The organism is Stenotrophomonas sp. 96582_Sma (genome assembly GCF_056480905.1).
Map to the genome: position 1 here is coordinate 2,838,349 of NZ_CM151122.1, position 15,966 is coordinate 2,854,314.

General features: G+C 68.2%; 12 protein-coding genes and 1 pseudogene. 3 read left to right on the plus strand and 10 right to left on the minus strand.

Annotated elements, in window-relative coordinates; translation table 11 throughout:
• Positions 1-135: 135 nt before the first annotated feature.
• The 7 genes from ACZK2R_RS13135 to ACZK2R_RS13165 form a co-directional block, all read right to left on the minus strand.
• Entirely contained in the window at positions 136-1,785 is a 1,650-nt protein-coding gene (locus ACZK2R_RS13135) for an MFS transporter (RefSeq protein ID WP_180837646.1), read from the minus strand.
• Positions 1,779-3,062 (minus strand): alginate export family protein, encoded by a 1,284-nt coding sequence (locus tag ACZK2R_RS13140; protein ID WP_180837647.1) that lies wholly within the window; start codon positions 3,060-3,062, stop codon positions 1,779-1,781. The genes ACZK2R_RS13135 and ACZK2R_RS13140 overlap by 7 nt, the downstream gene beginning before the upstream one ends.
• On the minus strand, positions 3,041-4,888 hold the full coding sequence (locus ACZK2R_RS13145; RefSeq protein ID WP_180837664.1) for an amidohydrolase: 1,848 nt from the start codon (positions 4,886-4,888) through the stop codon (positions 3,041-3,043). Before ACZK2R_RS13145 ends, ACZK2R_RS13140 begins: the two co-directional genes overlap by 22 nt.
• A gap of 119 nt (positions 4,889-5,007) precedes the next feature.
• A complete protein-coding gene (locus tag ACZK2R_RS13150; RefSeq protein WP_049398467.1) occupies positions 5,008-5,433 on the minus strand; it encodes a DoxX family protein in 426 nt (141 codons plus the stop codon).
• Positions 5,434-5,435: 2 nt separating this feature from the next.
• Positions 5,436-6,092, minus strand: coding sequence for a hydrolase (locus tag ACZK2R_RS13155; protein ID WP_049422794.1), 657 nt, complete (start codon positions 6,090-6,092; stop codon positions 5,436-5,438).
• Positions 6,089-6,532, minus strand: a complete 444-nt coding sequence (locus ACZK2R_RS13160) for a helix-turn-helix transcriptional regulator (protein WP_180837648.1) — start codon at positions 6,530-6,532, stop codon at positions 6,089-6,091. The genes ACZK2R_RS13155 and ACZK2R_RS13160 overlap by 4 nt, the downstream gene beginning before the upstream one ends.
• A gap of 50 nt (positions 6,533-6,582) precedes the next feature.
• Positions 6,583-6,915 (minus strand): hypothetical protein, encoded by a 333-nt coding sequence (locus ACZK2R_RS13165; protein ID WP_125894352.1) that lies wholly within the window; start codon positions 6,913-6,915, stop codon positions 6,583-6,585.
• A gap of 96 nt (positions 6,916-7,011) precedes the next feature.
• Here ACZK2R_RS13165 and ACZK2R_RS13170 point away from each other — a divergent pair.
• Together ACZK2R_RS13170 and ACZK2R_RS13175 are read left to right on the plus strand one after the other, a co-directional pair.
• Positions 7,012-10,042 (plus strand): annotated as a pseudogene (locus tag ACZK2R_RS13170) (sensor histidine kinase).
• Positions 10,035-10,688, plus strand: coding sequence for a response regulator (locus tag ACZK2R_RS13175; protein ID WP_107432195.1), 654 nt, complete (start codon positions 10,035-10,037; stop codon positions 10,686-10,688). Before ACZK2R_RS13170 ends, ACZK2R_RS13175 begins: the two are co-directional and overlap by 8 nt.
• A gap of 722 nt (positions 10,689-11,410) precedes the next feature.
• On the opposite strand, the gene ACZK2R_RS13180 is transcribed toward ACZK2R_RS13175, so the two are convergent.
• A complete protein-coding gene (locus ACZK2R_RS13180) occupies positions 11,411-12,604 on the minus strand; it encodes an MFS transporter (protein WP_125895875.1) in 1,194 nt (397 codons plus the stop codon).
• A 92-nt stretch (positions 12,605-12,696) separates the two neighbouring features.
• Here ACZK2R_RS13180 and ACZK2R_RS13185 point away from each other — a divergent pair, with 92 nt between their 5' ends.
• Positions 12,697-13,626 (plus strand): LysR family transcriptional regulator, encoded by a 930-nt coding sequence (locus ACZK2R_RS13185; RefSeq protein ID WP_180837649.1) that lies wholly within the window; start codon positions 12,697-12,699, stop codon positions 13,624-13,626.
• Positions 13,627-13,715: 89 nt separating this feature from the next.
• Here ACZK2R_RS13185 and ACZK2R_RS13190 read toward each other — a convergent pair whose 3' ends face one another.
• Positions 13,716-15,173, minus strand: a complete 1,458-nt coding sequence (locus tag ACZK2R_RS13190; protein ID WP_180837650.1) for an amidohydrolase family protein — start codon at positions 15,171-15,173, stop codon at positions 13,716-13,718.
• Between the two features lie 51 nt (positions 15,174-15,224).
• Complete coding sequence (locus ACZK2R_RS13195; RefSeq protein ID WP_180837651.1) at positions 15,225-15,926, minus strand: ankyrin repeat domain-containing protein; 702 nt, start codon at positions 15,924-15,926, stop codon at positions 15,225-15,227.
• Between the last annotated feature and the right edge of the window lie 40 nt (positions 15,927-15,966).

The following is a 15,966-nucleotide window of genomic DNA, read 5'->3' on the forward strand; positions in this document are numbered from 1 at the left end:
CGCCGCCGCCCCTGTGGTAGAGCCGACCGCTGGCCGGCTGCGCAGGATCGGGATGGATTGATCGCGCAAAAAGGGGACGGAGGGGATTAAGTCGTTTGTGCACAAACGACTTAATCCCCTCCGTCCCCTTTTTTGTCAGATATCGCTGTGGTGGTGCGGGACCCCGGTCTTCGGCAGCGGGTCATGCCCGCCCACGAAGTGGCGCACCACCGGTGCACGCTCACCGCGATGCAGCCCGCGCAGCACTTCCTGGATCGCCTTGTCATCGGCGGTGATGCGCTCGTGCTGGCGCAGGTGCTCCAGCCACGATGGGGTCACGAAATACTCCAGGTGGATGCCCGGACTGGCCACATCCTCGACCACGCCCCAGACCACCGCGCCATCGCGGCGGCGGATCGTGCCCAGCGCGCGCATCTGCGCCTGGAACGCGGCGCGGTCAGCCTCGTCGATGCGGTACTCCAGGGTGACCAGTACCGGGCCGCGATCGTTGGATACCGGCACCGACAGTTCCGGTGCCGGCCAGTGTCCCGCCGGGCGCAGGTTCAGGTCTTCAGTACCGGCAATGCGCACGCGCCACACCAGCAATCCGCCGATCACCGCACCCGCGGCAGCCACCAGCAAGGCCAGCTCCGGCGAGGTGCGCTGCGCCAGTGCACCCCAGCTCAGGCCACCGGCCGCCATGCCAGCGGAGAACACCATGATGTACAGCGCCAGTGCACGCGCCCGTACCCACGCTGGCACTGCGGTCTGCGCGGCAATCTGCAGCGACGACAGCACGGTGATCCAGGCAAAGCCATTGATCAGCATCACCAATGGCAGCACGTACCAGCTGCGGGTCAGCGCCAGCCCGACCAGGCTGAGTGCCAGCGACAGCGTGGCCAGCAGCACCAGCAGGTCGCGATCCATCTGCGCGCGCAGCTTCGGCAGCAACAACGCACCACCCACGGCACCGATCCCGATGCAGCCGAGCAGCATGCCGTACTGCCCCGCCCCACCCTGCATCTGGCCGCGTACCACCACCGGCAGCAGTGCATTCATTGCTGCAGCAAAGAAGAAGAAGCCGACCGACTTGATCAACACCGCCTGCAGGCGCCCGGCGCGGCTGGCATAGCGCAGGCCCGCCTTCAGGCCGGCACCGAAGCCTTCCGGCGGCAGGCTGGACTGTTTCGGGTCGCGCTTCCAGCCCCACACCACGAACAGCATTGCGGCAAAGGTGATGGCGTTGAAACCGAAGGCCCAGACCGCGCCGAGCTGGGCGACGATCACACCGCCGATGGCCGGGCCGATCGAGCGCGCGATGTTGATGCCGATCGAGTTCAGCGCCACCGCCGAGGCCAGCAACGGCTGCGGCACCAGTTCGGATACGATCGCGGCCTGCGCCGGCATCGCCATCGCCGCACCGCAGCCCATGCAGAAGGTCAGCAGCACCAGCAACTGCGGAGTCAGCATGTCCATCGCGGTCAGGGCCGCCATCACCGCGGCGACCAGCAGCATCCAGCCCTGGGTGGCCAGCAGGTACCTGCGGCGGTCGACGATGTCGGCCAGGGTGCCGGCGGCCAGTGCCAGCAGCACGATCGGCACCGTGGTGGCCGACTGCACCAGCGCCACCATCAGTGGTGAGCCGGTGCGCTCGGCCATTACCCAGGCGGCGGCCACATCGTTGACCCAGGTGCCGATGTTGCTGGCCAGGATCGCCAGCCAGATCGAGCGGAACATCCGGATTTTCAGCGGGGACCAGGCACCTGCGGCCTGTGCGGGGGGTTGCGACGCGGTTGCGTTCACCATTGCCATGCTCCAACGATCGAGGCGAACAGCGTGTCCTGGCCTCCGGCCTGCTTCAGTGCAGGACCGGCATCGACCCAGGCCAGCTGCAGCTGCCATTGCCAGTGTTCGCTGGCCTGCCAGCGTGTTTCGGATTTGTATTGATTACCGATGCGGCGCGCGCCACCGGCGCTGCCTGGCAACGCCACCAGCGGTGCCGGCGTGGTGTAGACCGCATCGGCACGACGATGCTTCCAGGCCATCTGTACGCCCAGTTCCGTCGTCACCGCGTCGTGCAGGCGCAGGGTCAGGGTCGGCTGGAGGTCCATCAGGTTGGCCGGGGCCAGCAGGCTGGCCTCGCTGAAGTAGGCCGATTTCGGGAACAAGGCGTTGAAGGTTCCCAGGCGGCCGTCATGCAGGTTGCCATCGCCACTGGCGATGTCGGCCTTCAACCCCAACCGCGGCTGCAGCGGCAGGTTCGTCCAGCGCCACCCCGTATCGGTCGCCAGCGTCCAGGCGCGGATATCGAGGGTGCCGGCGGTCGTCCGCAGTTCACCGCCCTGCGCCACCAGCTCGCTGTTCCAGTCCAGTGCACCGGCATGGCCGAACCAGCGCGCGCCCAGAGTGTGCCGACGTTCGGTACCGCTGCCTGCGGCGAAGCGCGCGCCTTCGCGGCGGTAGTCCAGCAGATACAGATCCCACTGTCCCGCGCCCTGTCCCCGCACCGTGGTGGCATAGGCACCCCACAGGTGGGCACCGTGCTCGCCGCGATCATCAAAGGCACCCGGTCGGTTTTCCACTGGCCGCAATGCCATCAGATCAAGCGTACCCAGGCGGCCTTTCCAACCCACACGCGCACCGTCGAACGCCAGGCGAATGTTCGGCCCGTCGCGCACCGACAGCAGCCGTGAACTGCCATAGCCGGCTTCCTGCCGGCCGAGTTGCAGGTGGAAGCCATCGCGCTGCCAGCGCCAGTACGCCTGCTGCACGTCCAGCGCGCTACGGTCGGTACGGCCGGGGCCGCCGGCCTTGCCCCTCTCACCGTGCACACCCAGCTGCAACTTCGCCTGCCAGGTCTCTTCCACATACGTGGCCGAGGCCAGCGCGCGCAGCAGGCCATAGCCATCCTCGCTGCCGCCAATGCCGAACCGGGTCGGGTCGTAGTACAGCCCACGCACACGCAGCGACGCATCCCATTGCAGTTGGCCGTCACCGGCGTCGCTGCAATGACCGCCGTCGCAGGCCTGCACCAGCGACGGTGCGGCCAGCAATGCCAGGCTCAGAACGCGAAGCACGAGCATCCCATCGCGCCCCAGAACGCGGTCAGGTCATCGGTGGGCGCCGCGTGCCGGGCCGCATGACCATGAGCACCGTGAGTGCTGCAGGCTACGCCGTGATGGTGACGATGGGCGGCGGCCAACCCGGTGGCGGTACCGCCGACGTGGTAGCCGCCGAACCGGTTGACCGGCGACCAGTTGGGCATCGCCGGCGGCAGCTGCGGCGCAAGCCCTGCATAGTCGGCGTCGGCATGCACGATGCGGCCACCGACCACGGTCAACACGCTGGTGATGTCGGCGATCTGCGCATCATCCACGCGGAAGAAATCGGCCGAGAGCAGGATGAAATCGGCCAACTGGCCGACCTTCAACGTACCCTTCACTGCTTCGTCGCCGGAGAACCAGGCACTGCCCTGGGTCCACAGGCGCAGCGCCTGCTCGCGTTCGAGCAGGTTCTCATCGCCATACAGGGCCAGCCCGCCGACGGTGCGCCCGGTCACCAGCCAGGACAACGCCACCCACGGGTTGTAGCTGGCCACACGGGTGGCATCGGTTCCAGCACCGACCGGCACGCCTTCGGCCAGCATGCGCTTGACCGGCGGCGTATGCCGCGCGGCCTGCACGCCGTAGCGCTCGACGAAGGCTTCGCCCTGATAGGCCATGCGATGCTGCACGGCGATGCCGCCACCCAGCGCACGGATGCGCTCGATGTTGCGCGGGGTGATGGTTTCGGCGTGATCGATGAACCAGTGCAGGCCATCGAACGGCACCTCGCGGTTGACCTGTTCGTACACATCGAGGATGCGGGTGATGCTCTCGTCGTACGTCGCATGGATGCGGAACGGCCAACGCTTCTCGACCAGCAGCTTCACCACATCGTGCAGTTCCGGCTCCAGCTCCGGCGGCAGTTCCGGGCGCGGCTCGTTGAACAACTCGAAGTCGGCCGCGGAGAACACCAGCATCTCGCCGGCACCGTTGTGGCGCAGCAGGTCATCACCCTGCCGCGGCTGCAGCATCTCGCTCCATCCGCGGAAGTCATCCACTTCCTTGCCCTTGTTCTGGGTGAACAGGTTGTAGGCGATGCGCACGGTCAGCTGGTCATCGCGGTGCAGCTGCTCGATGACCTGGTAGTCCTCGGGGTAGTTCTGGAAACCACCGCCGGCGTCGATCACCGAGGTGATGCCGAGACGGTTCAACTCACGCATGAAATGACGGGTGGAATTGGCCTGGTACTCGATCGGCAGCTTCGGACCCTTGGCCAGGGTCGCGTACAGGATCAGCGCGTTGGGCTTGGCCAGCAGCAGCCCGGTCGGGTTGCCGAGCGAATCACGCACGATCTGCCCGCCCGGCGGATCCGGGGTGTCCTTGGTATAGCCACAGGCACGCAGTGCGGCGCGGTTGAGCAGCGCCCGGTCGTACAGGTGCAGCAGGAACACCGGCGTGTCCGGCGCGATATCGTTGAGCTCCTGCAGCGTGGGCAGGCGCTTCTCGTTGAACTGGGTGGCGGTGAAACCACCGACCACGCGCACCCACTGCGGTGCAGGCGTGCGGTCGACCTGCGCCTTCAGCATGTCCAAGGCATCGCCCAGCGAACGCAGGCCGTCCCAGCGCAGTTCCAGGTTGTAGTTCAGGCCACCACGTATCAGGTGGGTATGGCTGTCGTTGAGGCCGGGCAGCAGGCGCCGGCCCTGGGCGTCGATCAGGGTCGCTTCATTGCCCCAGCCACGCATGATCTCCTCGTCGCTGCCGACGGCAACGATGCGCCCTTCCTGCACGGCCAGCGCCTGTGCATGCGGCTGCTGTGGGTCAAGGGTGGTGATGCGGGCATTGCGGATGACCAGCGTGCTCATGCGACGCTCCTTGGAAGTGGAATCGAGTGCGGCACCGGCACGGCCGGCCAGACCCAGCGCCACCGCGGCGCTGCCGGCCAGCACCACGTTGCGGCGGCCGTGATCGAGTGGATCGTGACTCATGCGAGATCTCCCGGAAGGCGTTGGCCGTCCAGTGCCCAGGCGCCGGGCCCGGTCAGCGCGAGGGCCAGCAGTACCGTGGTCCACATCAACGGGTACTCACTGCCACCGCGCATCCAGAACCAGCCCTTGGGCAGGGCCAACAGAACGGTGAAGCCGATGAAGGCCGCCGCTGCAAGCGCGGCGACGCGGGTCTGCCAGCCCAGCAGCACGGCCAGCCCTGACAGCACCTGCAGCAGGGCCAGCAGCAGCGGCAGCGGTGCCACCGCTGGCAGGCCGAAACCGCGCAGTTCGGTGGCGAAGCCGGCCAGCCCAGGACCGCCGAACCAACCGAACAGCTTGCCCAGCGCGTGTGGCAGCAGGAATCCCCCGGCTGCCACGCGCAGCATCAGCAGGGCCAGGTCGAGGCCATGGCCAGCCAGCATGCTCAGTGCCCGCCTTCCTGCGCGCCGAACATGCGCTTGGCGTACTGGATGCCGATGCCATAGCCACCGGCGTGGTCGCGGGCGATGCCGGTGGTCAGCTCGTAGGTCTCGCCACGCGCCCAGTCACGCTGCAGCTCCAACAGGTACTGCACGCTGGTCATCGGCACTGCACCGGCCTGCACCATGCGGGTGATCGCACGCTCGTGGGCTTCTTCGCTGACATCGCCGCAGGCATCGGTGATCACATACACCTCGAAACCCTGCGCCAGCGCCGACAGCGCCGGGCCGACGATGCAGACGCTGGTCCACAGGCCGGCAACGACCAGGCGACGCTTGCCGATGCGGTTGATCTCATCGATCACCGGCTGGTCTTCCCAGGTGTTCATCGAGGTGCGGTCGAACACCGTCTGGCCCGGGAAGATCTCCGGCAGTTCCGGGAACATCGGGCCGGAGAACGACGCTTCGGCGACGGTGGTCAGCAGCACCGGCACGTTGAAGCCCTTGGCGCCCTTGCTGATCAACGACACGTTGTTGCGCAGCGCGGAGATATCGATGGTGTGGGTGGCGAATGCCATCTGCGACTGGAAGTCGATCAGCACCAGGGCATGGTCGGTGGGCGACAACAGGGCCGGGGCGGGCGTGGCGGTGGCAAGGCTCATGGTTGGACTCCGTTGGAAACACGATCAGGGGGAAGCAACAGGGCCGCATCGCCGGCCAGGTACTGGCCGGGGCTGCAGCCGGTTTCGGCGCGGAAGCTGCGGACGAAATGGCTCTGGTCGAAGAAGCCCAGCTGCTGCGCCAGGCAGGACATCGGCAGCTGCGCGACCGGCAACAACTTGCGCGCACGTTCGATGCGACGACGGCGCACGTAGCGCAGCGGGCTTGCACCGGTACCGGTCCGGAACAGGCGCACCAGATGGAAGCGGCTGACGCAGGCGGCTGCGGCCAGCTCGGTCACCCGCAGCGGCTGCGACAGGTGCTCATCGACATAGCGCAGGGCGCGCTGCAATGCGGCGGCCTGCTGCGGTGCCAGCGCCACGGCGGGCGGATCGGGCGAAAAGACGGTGGCCATGCGGGACGCCGCGAGGGGGTGCCCCATGGTGCGTGGCCGCCGCACGATGCCCTACCCCCGTCGGTCGAGGCCAGCACCTACCCGAATGGGGGAGGCCGACGCCCGAGCAGGCGACGACCGAACAACCGCGCATCCAGTGAATAGGCGCCAGGGCCCAACATCAACAGCGCCAAGGGCAGCACCACCTGTGACCACGGCGCCTGCTGCGCGAGCAGGCCCACGGCCGCCATCAGCACGGCCAGTGGCGTCAACACACCCAGCGTGAGCATCGGCACTGCCAGCAGGCACAGCGCCGACCACCCGCCCGCATGCGTGCCGGGCGTGCACAGTGCCGCGGACAGGCACAGCCGCAGCCACAGCAGGCCGATGCCCGGCCCGCGGTCGGGGAACATCACGAACAGGCGCTGCATGGCCGGGCTCCACAGGGCATGCCGGCGTGATAACCGACCGCGGCGGCGACCGCCTACCCCGTTCGGGTCACCCCGGACTGCCCCGCACCTGCCAGAATGCGCGCCATGCGTGGCCGCCCCTTCCCGTTCCTGCGTCGCCTGCCGACGCTGCTGACGTGCCTGCTGCTGTGGACCGCCCTGCCCGCTTTTGCCGTGCAGCGCCCGCCGGTGAGCGGCGGGCTGCCCGGTTACGAGCACACCGCGTGGCGGGTCGGCCAGGGTGCACCCGGCGATATCTGGGACATCACCCAGGACCGCGACGGCCTGCTGTGGCTGGCCACCGGCTCGGGCCTGTACCGCTTTGATGGCCGTCGCTTCGAACGGCAGGCAGCGCCCGTCGGCAGCCAGTTCCCGTCCACCAACATGGTCACGCTGGCGCATGCCGCCGACGGTGCCCTGTGGATCGGCTACTTCCAGGCCGGCATCAGCCGGTTCGCACAGGGGAGGCTGCACAACTACGGCCGCGAGCAGGGGGTGCCGGTCGGCGTGGTCCCACGCTTCAGCCAGGATCGCCAGGGCCAGCTGTGGGCGGCGATCAATGGCGGGCTGCGCCGCTTTAATGGACAGCGCTGGCAGCCACTGCCGGCCGCAGCCGGCCTGCCCGAACGCCGTGTGCAGTGGGTGCTGCACGACAGCCGGGGCAGGTTCTGGGTGCTGGCCGACCTGAAGATCTGGATGCGTGCGGCCGGCCAGACCACGTTCGAGGACACCGGCATCGCGGTCTCGCAGATGGCAACGCTGGCCGAAAGCCCGCAGGGTGAAGTGTGGTTGGCCGACCGGGTGCGCGGCACCTCACACCCTGGCCAACGCGCAGGGCCTGTTGGCGGCCAGCGAACGTGAAGCGCGGCGTCTTCCGGAACTGGTTGCTGCACGCCTGCAGTTCACTGCCGATGGCGCGCTGTGGGCCACGATGAGCCCGCACGGCGGCGTCGCCCGCATCACCTTCGACGGCAGCCGCGCCGTGCGCATGGAGCGTTTCGATTCGCCGCACGGGCTGACCGCCACCTCCGCGGTGCCGATCATCGTCGATCGCGAAGGCAATCTCTGGGTCGGCACCAACCTCGGCCTCAACCGCTTCCGCGCACGCAGCGTGCACACCCTGGCAGTGGGCCCGAGTGATCCCTACCGCTCGCTGGTGCGGGCCAGCGATGGCCGCGTGTATGGCTATGGCGAAGACCTCAAACCCTACGATCTGCGGCGCACTCTGCTGGATGGCAGTGCCCCGCAGCTGCAGGCCGCCGCGCGCCAGGCACCCACGCCGATCTGGCAGTTCGACTGGGTCAATCTTGCGCGCACGGTCGCCGGCCACACCTCGTTGATCCCGCTGCCGGCCCCGTTCACCGGGCAACCGCTGCACGCCCTGCTGTTCCCCGACGACGCGCAGGCCTGGGTATGCACGGGTGAACGCGGCGTCCTGCACTACCTGCATGGCCAATGGCAGCGCGAGGTCCGCCTGCCCGAGCAGGCCTGCTCATCGCTGGCGCTGGATGCCCATGGCCAGCTTCTGCTCGGCTATGCCGACGGCCGCCTGCGCCGGATGAGCGCGGGCCACATCGAGAGCTTCGATGCCAGCCAGGGCCTGTCGGTGGGGCCGATCACCGCAATGCTGCATCACCAGGACCTGCTGCTGGTCGCCGGCGAAGCCGGTCTGGCTGCGCGCGTTGGCAACGGTCGTTTCGTTCCGGTGCGAACCGACATGGCCGGTGTACTGGAAGGCATCACCGGCATGGTGGCCGATCCGAACGGACACCTCTGGTTCAATGGCAGCCGTGGCCTGGTCCGGCTGGGGAGCGATCAGCTGCGACGGACGCTGCGGACCGGGCTGCCGGTGACGCCACGCCTGTTCGATGCAGTGGATGGCATGCCGGGCATCGCCCTGCAGAGCGGACCGATCGCCACCGCCACGCTGGCCGATGACGGACTGCTGTGGCTGGCCACCAACCAGGGCCTGGCCTGGCTGGACACCACCCGCTCGCACGTCAACACCATGGCGCCCAGCGTGCGCATCGGCGAAGTGCTGTATGGCAGTGAGCACGAGCCACTGCGCGATGGCCTGCGCCTTCCGGCCGGCACCAGCCAATTGCAGATCGATTACGTGGCGCTGTCGCTGGCGCGCCCGGAGCGCAACCGCTACCGCTATCGCCTGTCCGGCGTCGACGACGGCTGGCAGGATGCCGGCAGCAGCACCCGCGCGTATTACACCAACCTCGCTCCGGGCAACTACCGGTTCGAGGTGGAAGCCGCCAACGAAGACGGCATCTGGAGCACTGCACCGGCCAGTCGCAGCTTCCGCATCGCCCCCACTTTCATGCAGACGGTGTGGTTCAAGCTGCTGTGTGCGGCCGCGATCCTCGCACTGCTGGTGATGGCGGTGCGCATCCGCAGCGGGCAGCTGGCCGCGCTGTTCCGCGCGCGCCTGCAGGAACGCAATGGCGAACGCGAACGCATCGCACGCGACCTGCACGACACCCTGCTGCAGGGCAGCCAGGGCCTGATCCTGCGCCTGCACGCGATCAGCCAGTCGCCGCAGACCCCGGAGCAGGTACGCGGCCAGCTGGAATCGGCGATGCAACTGGCCGAGCGCAACCTGGCCGAGGGCCGCGAGCGGGTCAATGCCCTGCGTGAGGGACCGTTCGCTGGCCGCGACCTCGCTTCGGCACTGGCCGATGTGCACGCCGAGTACGCCGGGCATGGCACCAACCCACTGCGCCTGACCGTGGAAGGTGCAACGCCACCGCTGCAGGCCGACGCGGCCGAAGAAGTGTTCCTGATCGGGCGTGAGGCGATCCGCAATGCGTTGCGTCACGCCAACGCCAGCGCCATCGAAGTGGAGCTGTCCTACGGCACGCGGTGCTTCCTGCTCCACGTGCGCGACGATGGCGTCGGCATCGCCGACGACAATGCCGGCCATGGTCATTGGGGCCTGCAGGGCATGCGTGAGCGCGCGCAGCGCCTCGGTGCGGAACTACAGCTGTGGACCCGCGCCGGACTGGGAACCGAAGTCGCGCTGGCGGTTCCCGCCCGGCGCCTGTATCACCGCCGCCCATCGCGCTGGCGCTGGCCCTGGAGTAAAGCAAACCATGACTGAGTCCCCTGCCCTGATCGGCGTGCTGGTGGTCGACGACCACCCGCTGCTGCGTGACGGCCTGGCGGCGCTGCTGGGCGCACAACCCGATCTGCGCCTGCTCGGCGAAGCCGCCGATGGCGAGGAAGCCATCGCCTGCTACCAGCGGCTGCAGCCCGACGTGGTGCTGATGGACCTGCAGATGCCACGGCTGGATGGTGTGGAAGCGATCGTGCGGATCCGCGCGATGGACCCGCGCGCGCGCATCATCGTGCTGACCACCTACCGTGGTGACGTACGCGCGGTCCGCGCGCTGCAGGCCGGCGCCAGCGCCTATCTGCTGAAGGACATGCTGCGCCATGAGCTGGTCGATACGATCCGCATGGTCGCTGGCGGCCGCCGCGCACCGATTCCCCCGGCGGTGGCGGCCAGCATCGCCGCGCATGTGGTGGAAGACCGGTTGTCGCCGCGCGAAACCGAGGTACTGAGGCATGTAGCCGGCGGCCTGTCGAACAAGCGCATCGGCGAGCGCATGCAGATTTCCGAGCAGACGGTGAAGGCGCACATGAAGAGCCTGATGGACAAGCTGGGCGTGGGTGATCGCACGCATGCGGTGACCCAGGCGCTGCGGCGCGGGATCATCAGCCTGGACGACAGCGGTCACGATTAGGGGTTGTTCGGCAGGGCTTGCAGCCCTGCACCCGCGGTAGTGCCGGCCGCTGGCCGGCAACCTCAGGAGCAACAACAGCAACAGCGGGCTTTCCATGGGATGGCGGGGTGGTGCCGGAGTGCGGGGACGCTGCAAGTCCCCCTCCGGGGCCCGGCCCAGCCGCTGGCGGCTGTGCGTTCGGGCGCTTGCGAAGCCGTGCTTCGCAAGCAAAGCGCCCTCACCCATGTAAGCTCGGTCGCCGCTTGCTCGTGTGCGCTGTCCTGCGCACACGGCAAGACCGGGGTTGGGCGTCCTGCCCAACCCGTCGGGCGCATGCGCCCGACCCATGCGGCTCACGCCCCCGCAACCGGACCCACCCCGCCTTCGACAGTTGGCCGCGATCTGTCGGAACGGCGTATTGCCCTGGTGGGTGTCGACCTTGGTCGACACAGTAGATCCACGCCATGCGTGGATGACTCATTCGATATCTGACAGATATTTCGACCAAGGTCGACACCTACCAACAGCCACCGGAATCTGTCAGAGGTGGGGCGGTGTCGGAGTGCGGGGTGTCAGCCGCATGGATGCGGCTGCCAAGCCTACAAGGACGTACTTGCGGCGTCCCCGCACTCCGACACCGCCCCACCACCCAACAGGAAACCCGCCGTTGCTGTTGCTGTTGCTGTTGCTGTTGCTCCAGCTTCCAGCAGGTGCAGGGCTGCAAGCCCTGCCGAACACCATCCTTACCTCAAACGCAGCAGCAGGCTGCCACCCGCGCACACCACCGCCAGCCAGGCCACGCCGTTCCAACCCCACTGCGCCAGCGCCAGGCTGCCCAGCGCACCACCGGCGGCCATGCCGATGAACATGCCCGTGAACAGCAACGCATTGAGCCGGCTGCGTGCCGGCGGCACCAGTCCGTAGACCAACGTCTGGTGCGCCACCAGCGCCGACTGGAAGCCGAAGTCGAACAGCAGCGCGCTCACCACCAGCAGCGGTAGCAGCGCAGCGGCCGGCAGCCACGACTCGGTCAACAGCAGGCCAAAGCCCAGCAGCGCCACCGCGATCGCCAGCCGCGCCACGGCGTGGCAACCCAAGCGATCGGCGAATCGACCCGCAAACGGCGCGGCCAATGCGCCGGCCGCACCGGCAATGCCGAATGCACCCGCTGCGGCACTACCCAGCCCCAACCGTGCATGCAGCATCAGCGCGAGGGTTGACCAGAACGCGCTGAAGCCCACCGCCAGCAGCGACTGGCTGGCCACCGCACGGCGCAGCTGTGGCTGCTCGCGCCACAACGCCAGCAGTGAACCCAACAACGCCGGATAGCGCAGTGTGCTGGTCGGTGCGAAGCGCGGCAGCGCACGCGCCATCACCGCTCCCATCGCCGCCACTGATACCGCGGCCAGCACGAACTGCGTGCGCCAACCCCACGCTTCGGCCACTACGCCACTGACCACCCGTGACAACAGGATGCCGAGCAGCAGGCCGGTCATCACCCGGCCGACGATCTGGCCGCGCTGCACATCCGGCGCCAGCACCGCTGCAGCCGGCACGATGTCCTGCGCCAGCGTGGCCATCAGCCCGACCAGCAGGCTGGCCATCAGCAGGCCCGGCAGGTGGCCAGCCATCGCAGCAGCGCCCAACGCCAACGCCAGCAACGCGGACTTCCACAGGATCAGGTTGCGGCGGTCGAACCGGTCGCCCAACGGCGCCAGCAGCAGAATGCCAAGCGCATATCCCAGCTGGGTCAAGGTCGGTACCAGGCCGGCAGCGCGCTCGCCGGCGCCGAGATCCTGGGCGATCAGGCCCAGCATCGGCTGGCTGTAGTAAAGCGAGGCAACCGAGAAGCCGGCGCCGGCTGCCATCGCCATCACCAGCGGGGTGGAGGGTGCGGTCGCGGGTGCCGCAGCGACGGACAGCGAGGGGGTAGACATGGGGAGTCCGGTGGGGGAAGTGGGCCTATCCTGCCGGTATTCGCGAGACGTCTGTAGTAGCCTTTCGCACATACACTTCATACGTAAAGCGCATGAATGACCTCGCCACCGGCGCCGATCGTCTGGATCTTCTGCGCACCTTCCTGCGCATCGTCGATGCCGGCAGCCTGTCTGCTGCGGCCTTGCAGCTGGGCACCACCCAGCCGACGGTCAGCCGACGCCTGCAGGCACTGGAGCGGCAGCTCGGCCTGCGCCTGCTGCAGCGCTCCACCCACGGCCTGCAGCTGACCGAGGATGGCCTACGCTGCCAGCGTCATGCGCAACGTGTGATCGACGAGTGGGAGTCGCTGCAGGCCGAGCTGCACGGCGAACCGGAAACGCTGCGTGGACGCCTGCGGGTGATGGTGCCGCACGCCTTCGGCCAGGCGCAGCTGCTGCCGACCATGCTCGCGTTCCTCGCCCAGCACCCGCAGCTGAGCCTGGAGTGGATCCTCGAGGATCGGCGCCCGGACTTCATCGCAGAAGGCATCGACTGCGCGGTGCGGGTGGGCCCCGTCGACGAACCGCGCATGGTCGCACTACCGCTCGCCGAAGTACCGCGCATCGTCGTGGCGGCACCCTCGCTGGTGGACGCCACAACAGTCAGTACGCCGGAACAGGCGCAGGCACTGCCTTGGATCTCGCTGGTCACCTATTACCGCGAACGCCTGCTGCTGCATGACGCACAGGGGCGCGCGCATACCCTTTCGATCAGCCCGCGCCTGCTCAGCGACAACCTGTTCGTGGTGCAGCAGGCCGCATGTGCGGGGCTGGGCGCAGCGGTGGTCTCGGCCTGGCTGGTGGCCGACGATCTCGCACAAGGGCGGCTGGTGCAGCTGCTGCCGGACTGGCAGGCGCCGGCACTGCCGGTACACGTGGTGTTTCCCGCCGCGCGCCAGCAGCCGCCGCGGCTGCGCGCCTTCATCGATGCGATGAAGGCCGCGCTGCCGCAATTGCATGGAATGCGGCCGGCGCCGCGTTAGGTCATCGGCGGCATCATCCACGCATGGCGTGGATCTACTGATGGTACGGGTAGATCCACGCCATGCGTGGATTCTGCCCCGCCCCGCAATCAGTTGGCCTTGGCCGCCTCGGCATTCCACGCTGCGACCCTGGCCTTGGTGTCGGCCAGCATCTTGTCCAGCGCGGCGCGGTCATACATGTTGCCGCGCAGGATCACGCTGTCGATCTTTTCGGTGGCAGCAATGTCCTGCAGTGGGTTGGCGGTCAGCAGTACCAGATCGGCGGCCTTGCCCTGTGCGACACCACCGTAGCGGTCCATCTGGCCGAACCAGGCCGGGCCGGAACGGGTTGCGGCCGACAGCGCCTGCGGTGCGCTCAGGCCTTCCTTCACGAACAGCTGCAATTCCTGGTGCAGGGCGATGCCCGGGAAGTTGAACGAGTTGAGGAAGCCCGCATCGGTGCCCGCAATGATCGTCACACCGGCTTCCTGCAGCATCGGCAGCACCGCCGCGACCTGGTGGTACTGCGCGTGGCGCGCTTCGATCTGTGCCGGCGTGGCCTTCGCCGCGCGGTCCACGCGCCACTGGTAGGTCGCGCGCAGGCCCGGGCCGATGTAGGCCAGGTACGGATCGTTGGCGTGGTCATCCTGGTCAAGGAAATCGAGGATGCGGCCACCGTTGAGGGTCGGGGTCACGAACACGCCGCGCTTGGCGAAATCGCGGTAGGCGTGCATCGCCGTGTCACGGTCGAAGCTGGCGTCGAGGCGGCGGTTGGCTTCGGCGCGGTCGATGCGGCCGGCACCGAAGTCGGCGGCGATCTGCGCTTCGTCCTTGCTGCCGGCCTTGAATGCATAATCCAGATGCTCGATCGAGGCCAGGCCCGCATCGACCGCCTGCTCCACGGTCAGTGCCATCGGAATATGCCCCGAGGCCTTGAAGCCGGCCTTGCGCGCAGCACTGGCCGAGTACAGGAACAGCTCCGGCTTCAGCGTGCTGTCGGTGATCTTCACGAAATCAACCTTGTCGTGCTGCAGGCGGGCGATCGCCTTGTCGGCGTCGGCCTCGCTTCCCACTTCGATCGTACCCTTCCAGACCGGCTTGATGCCTTCGATCTTCGCGCCCGAACTGAGCAGGCGCGGACCAAACAGCGTGCCCTTGGCGATCTCGCCGCGCCACTGCAGCACCTGCTCGGGCAGGTCACCGGAACAGTCGCGCACGGTGGTGATGCCGTGCGCGATATATAGCGGCAGCAGCGCCTTGTTCTCTTCGATCAGCGCCGGGCCACCACCGAAGTGCACGTGCATGTCCCACAGCCCCGGAATCAGGTACTTGCCCTTGGCATCGATCTGGCGGGCCGCGCTCCACTGGCTGCGCAGCTGCGCGTCCGGGCCGACGGCGACGATGTCCTCGCCACGGATCACCACGCTCTGCCCGGCCAAGGTGCTGGCGTGCTCGACATCGACCACGGTGGCATTGCGGATCAACAGGTCAGCGCGCTCGGCGGCCGAGGCCGACAGCGGGGCCACTGCAAGGAGGATGGCAAGGGACAACGGACGGGAACGGAACATGGACAGCATCCTGATGGGCACGCCCAGCGTGCGGGTGGAAGGGGTTTGCATTCAGCGCACCGCGCCGTGCTGGCGCAGCAGGGTCTCAATTCCGGTATAGCCGCGCTGGCGCGCGTGCGCCAGCGGCGTCACGCCGTCGCCGTCGGCAAGCTCCGGGTCGGCACCGGCCTCCAGCAGCAGCTGCACGATCTGCACGTGGCGCGCACCGCCATCGCCGAGCAGGATCGCTTCCAGCAGCGCGGTCCAGTGCAGCCGGTTGACATGGTCCACCGCCACACCGGCCCGCAGCAGCGTGCGCACAGTGGCGACGTGACCGCGCTCGGCGGCCGGAATCAGCGCGGTGCCGCCATAGCGGTTGGTGCTGCGCAGATCGGCGCCATGCGCCAGGGTCATCGCCAGGATCTCGTCCAGGCCGCGCGCACCGGCGTACAGGTAGGCGCTGTCCTGCAACGCGTCCTTGGCGTTGACGTCTGCCCCGGCCTCGATCAGCTCACGCGCGGCATCCACGTTGTTGCCATGCGTGGCCAGCAGCAGCGCGGTGCGGCCCTGGCCATCGCGCGCCTCCAGCGTGGCGCCATCCTCGATCGCCTGTCGCAGCGCATCGGCATCGCCACGGCTGGCAGCATCGCGCAGGCGGCCATCGACGTCGGCTTTGGACGTTGCGGTGCAGGCCGGGGAGACCATGGCCAGCAGGAACAACAGCAGCACGCGCGCTAACGGCGCAGGCCAGCTAGGGGAACGATGGACGCGCATGACGGTGTCTCCTCATGACCGTCGCCACGGAACGCCGTGC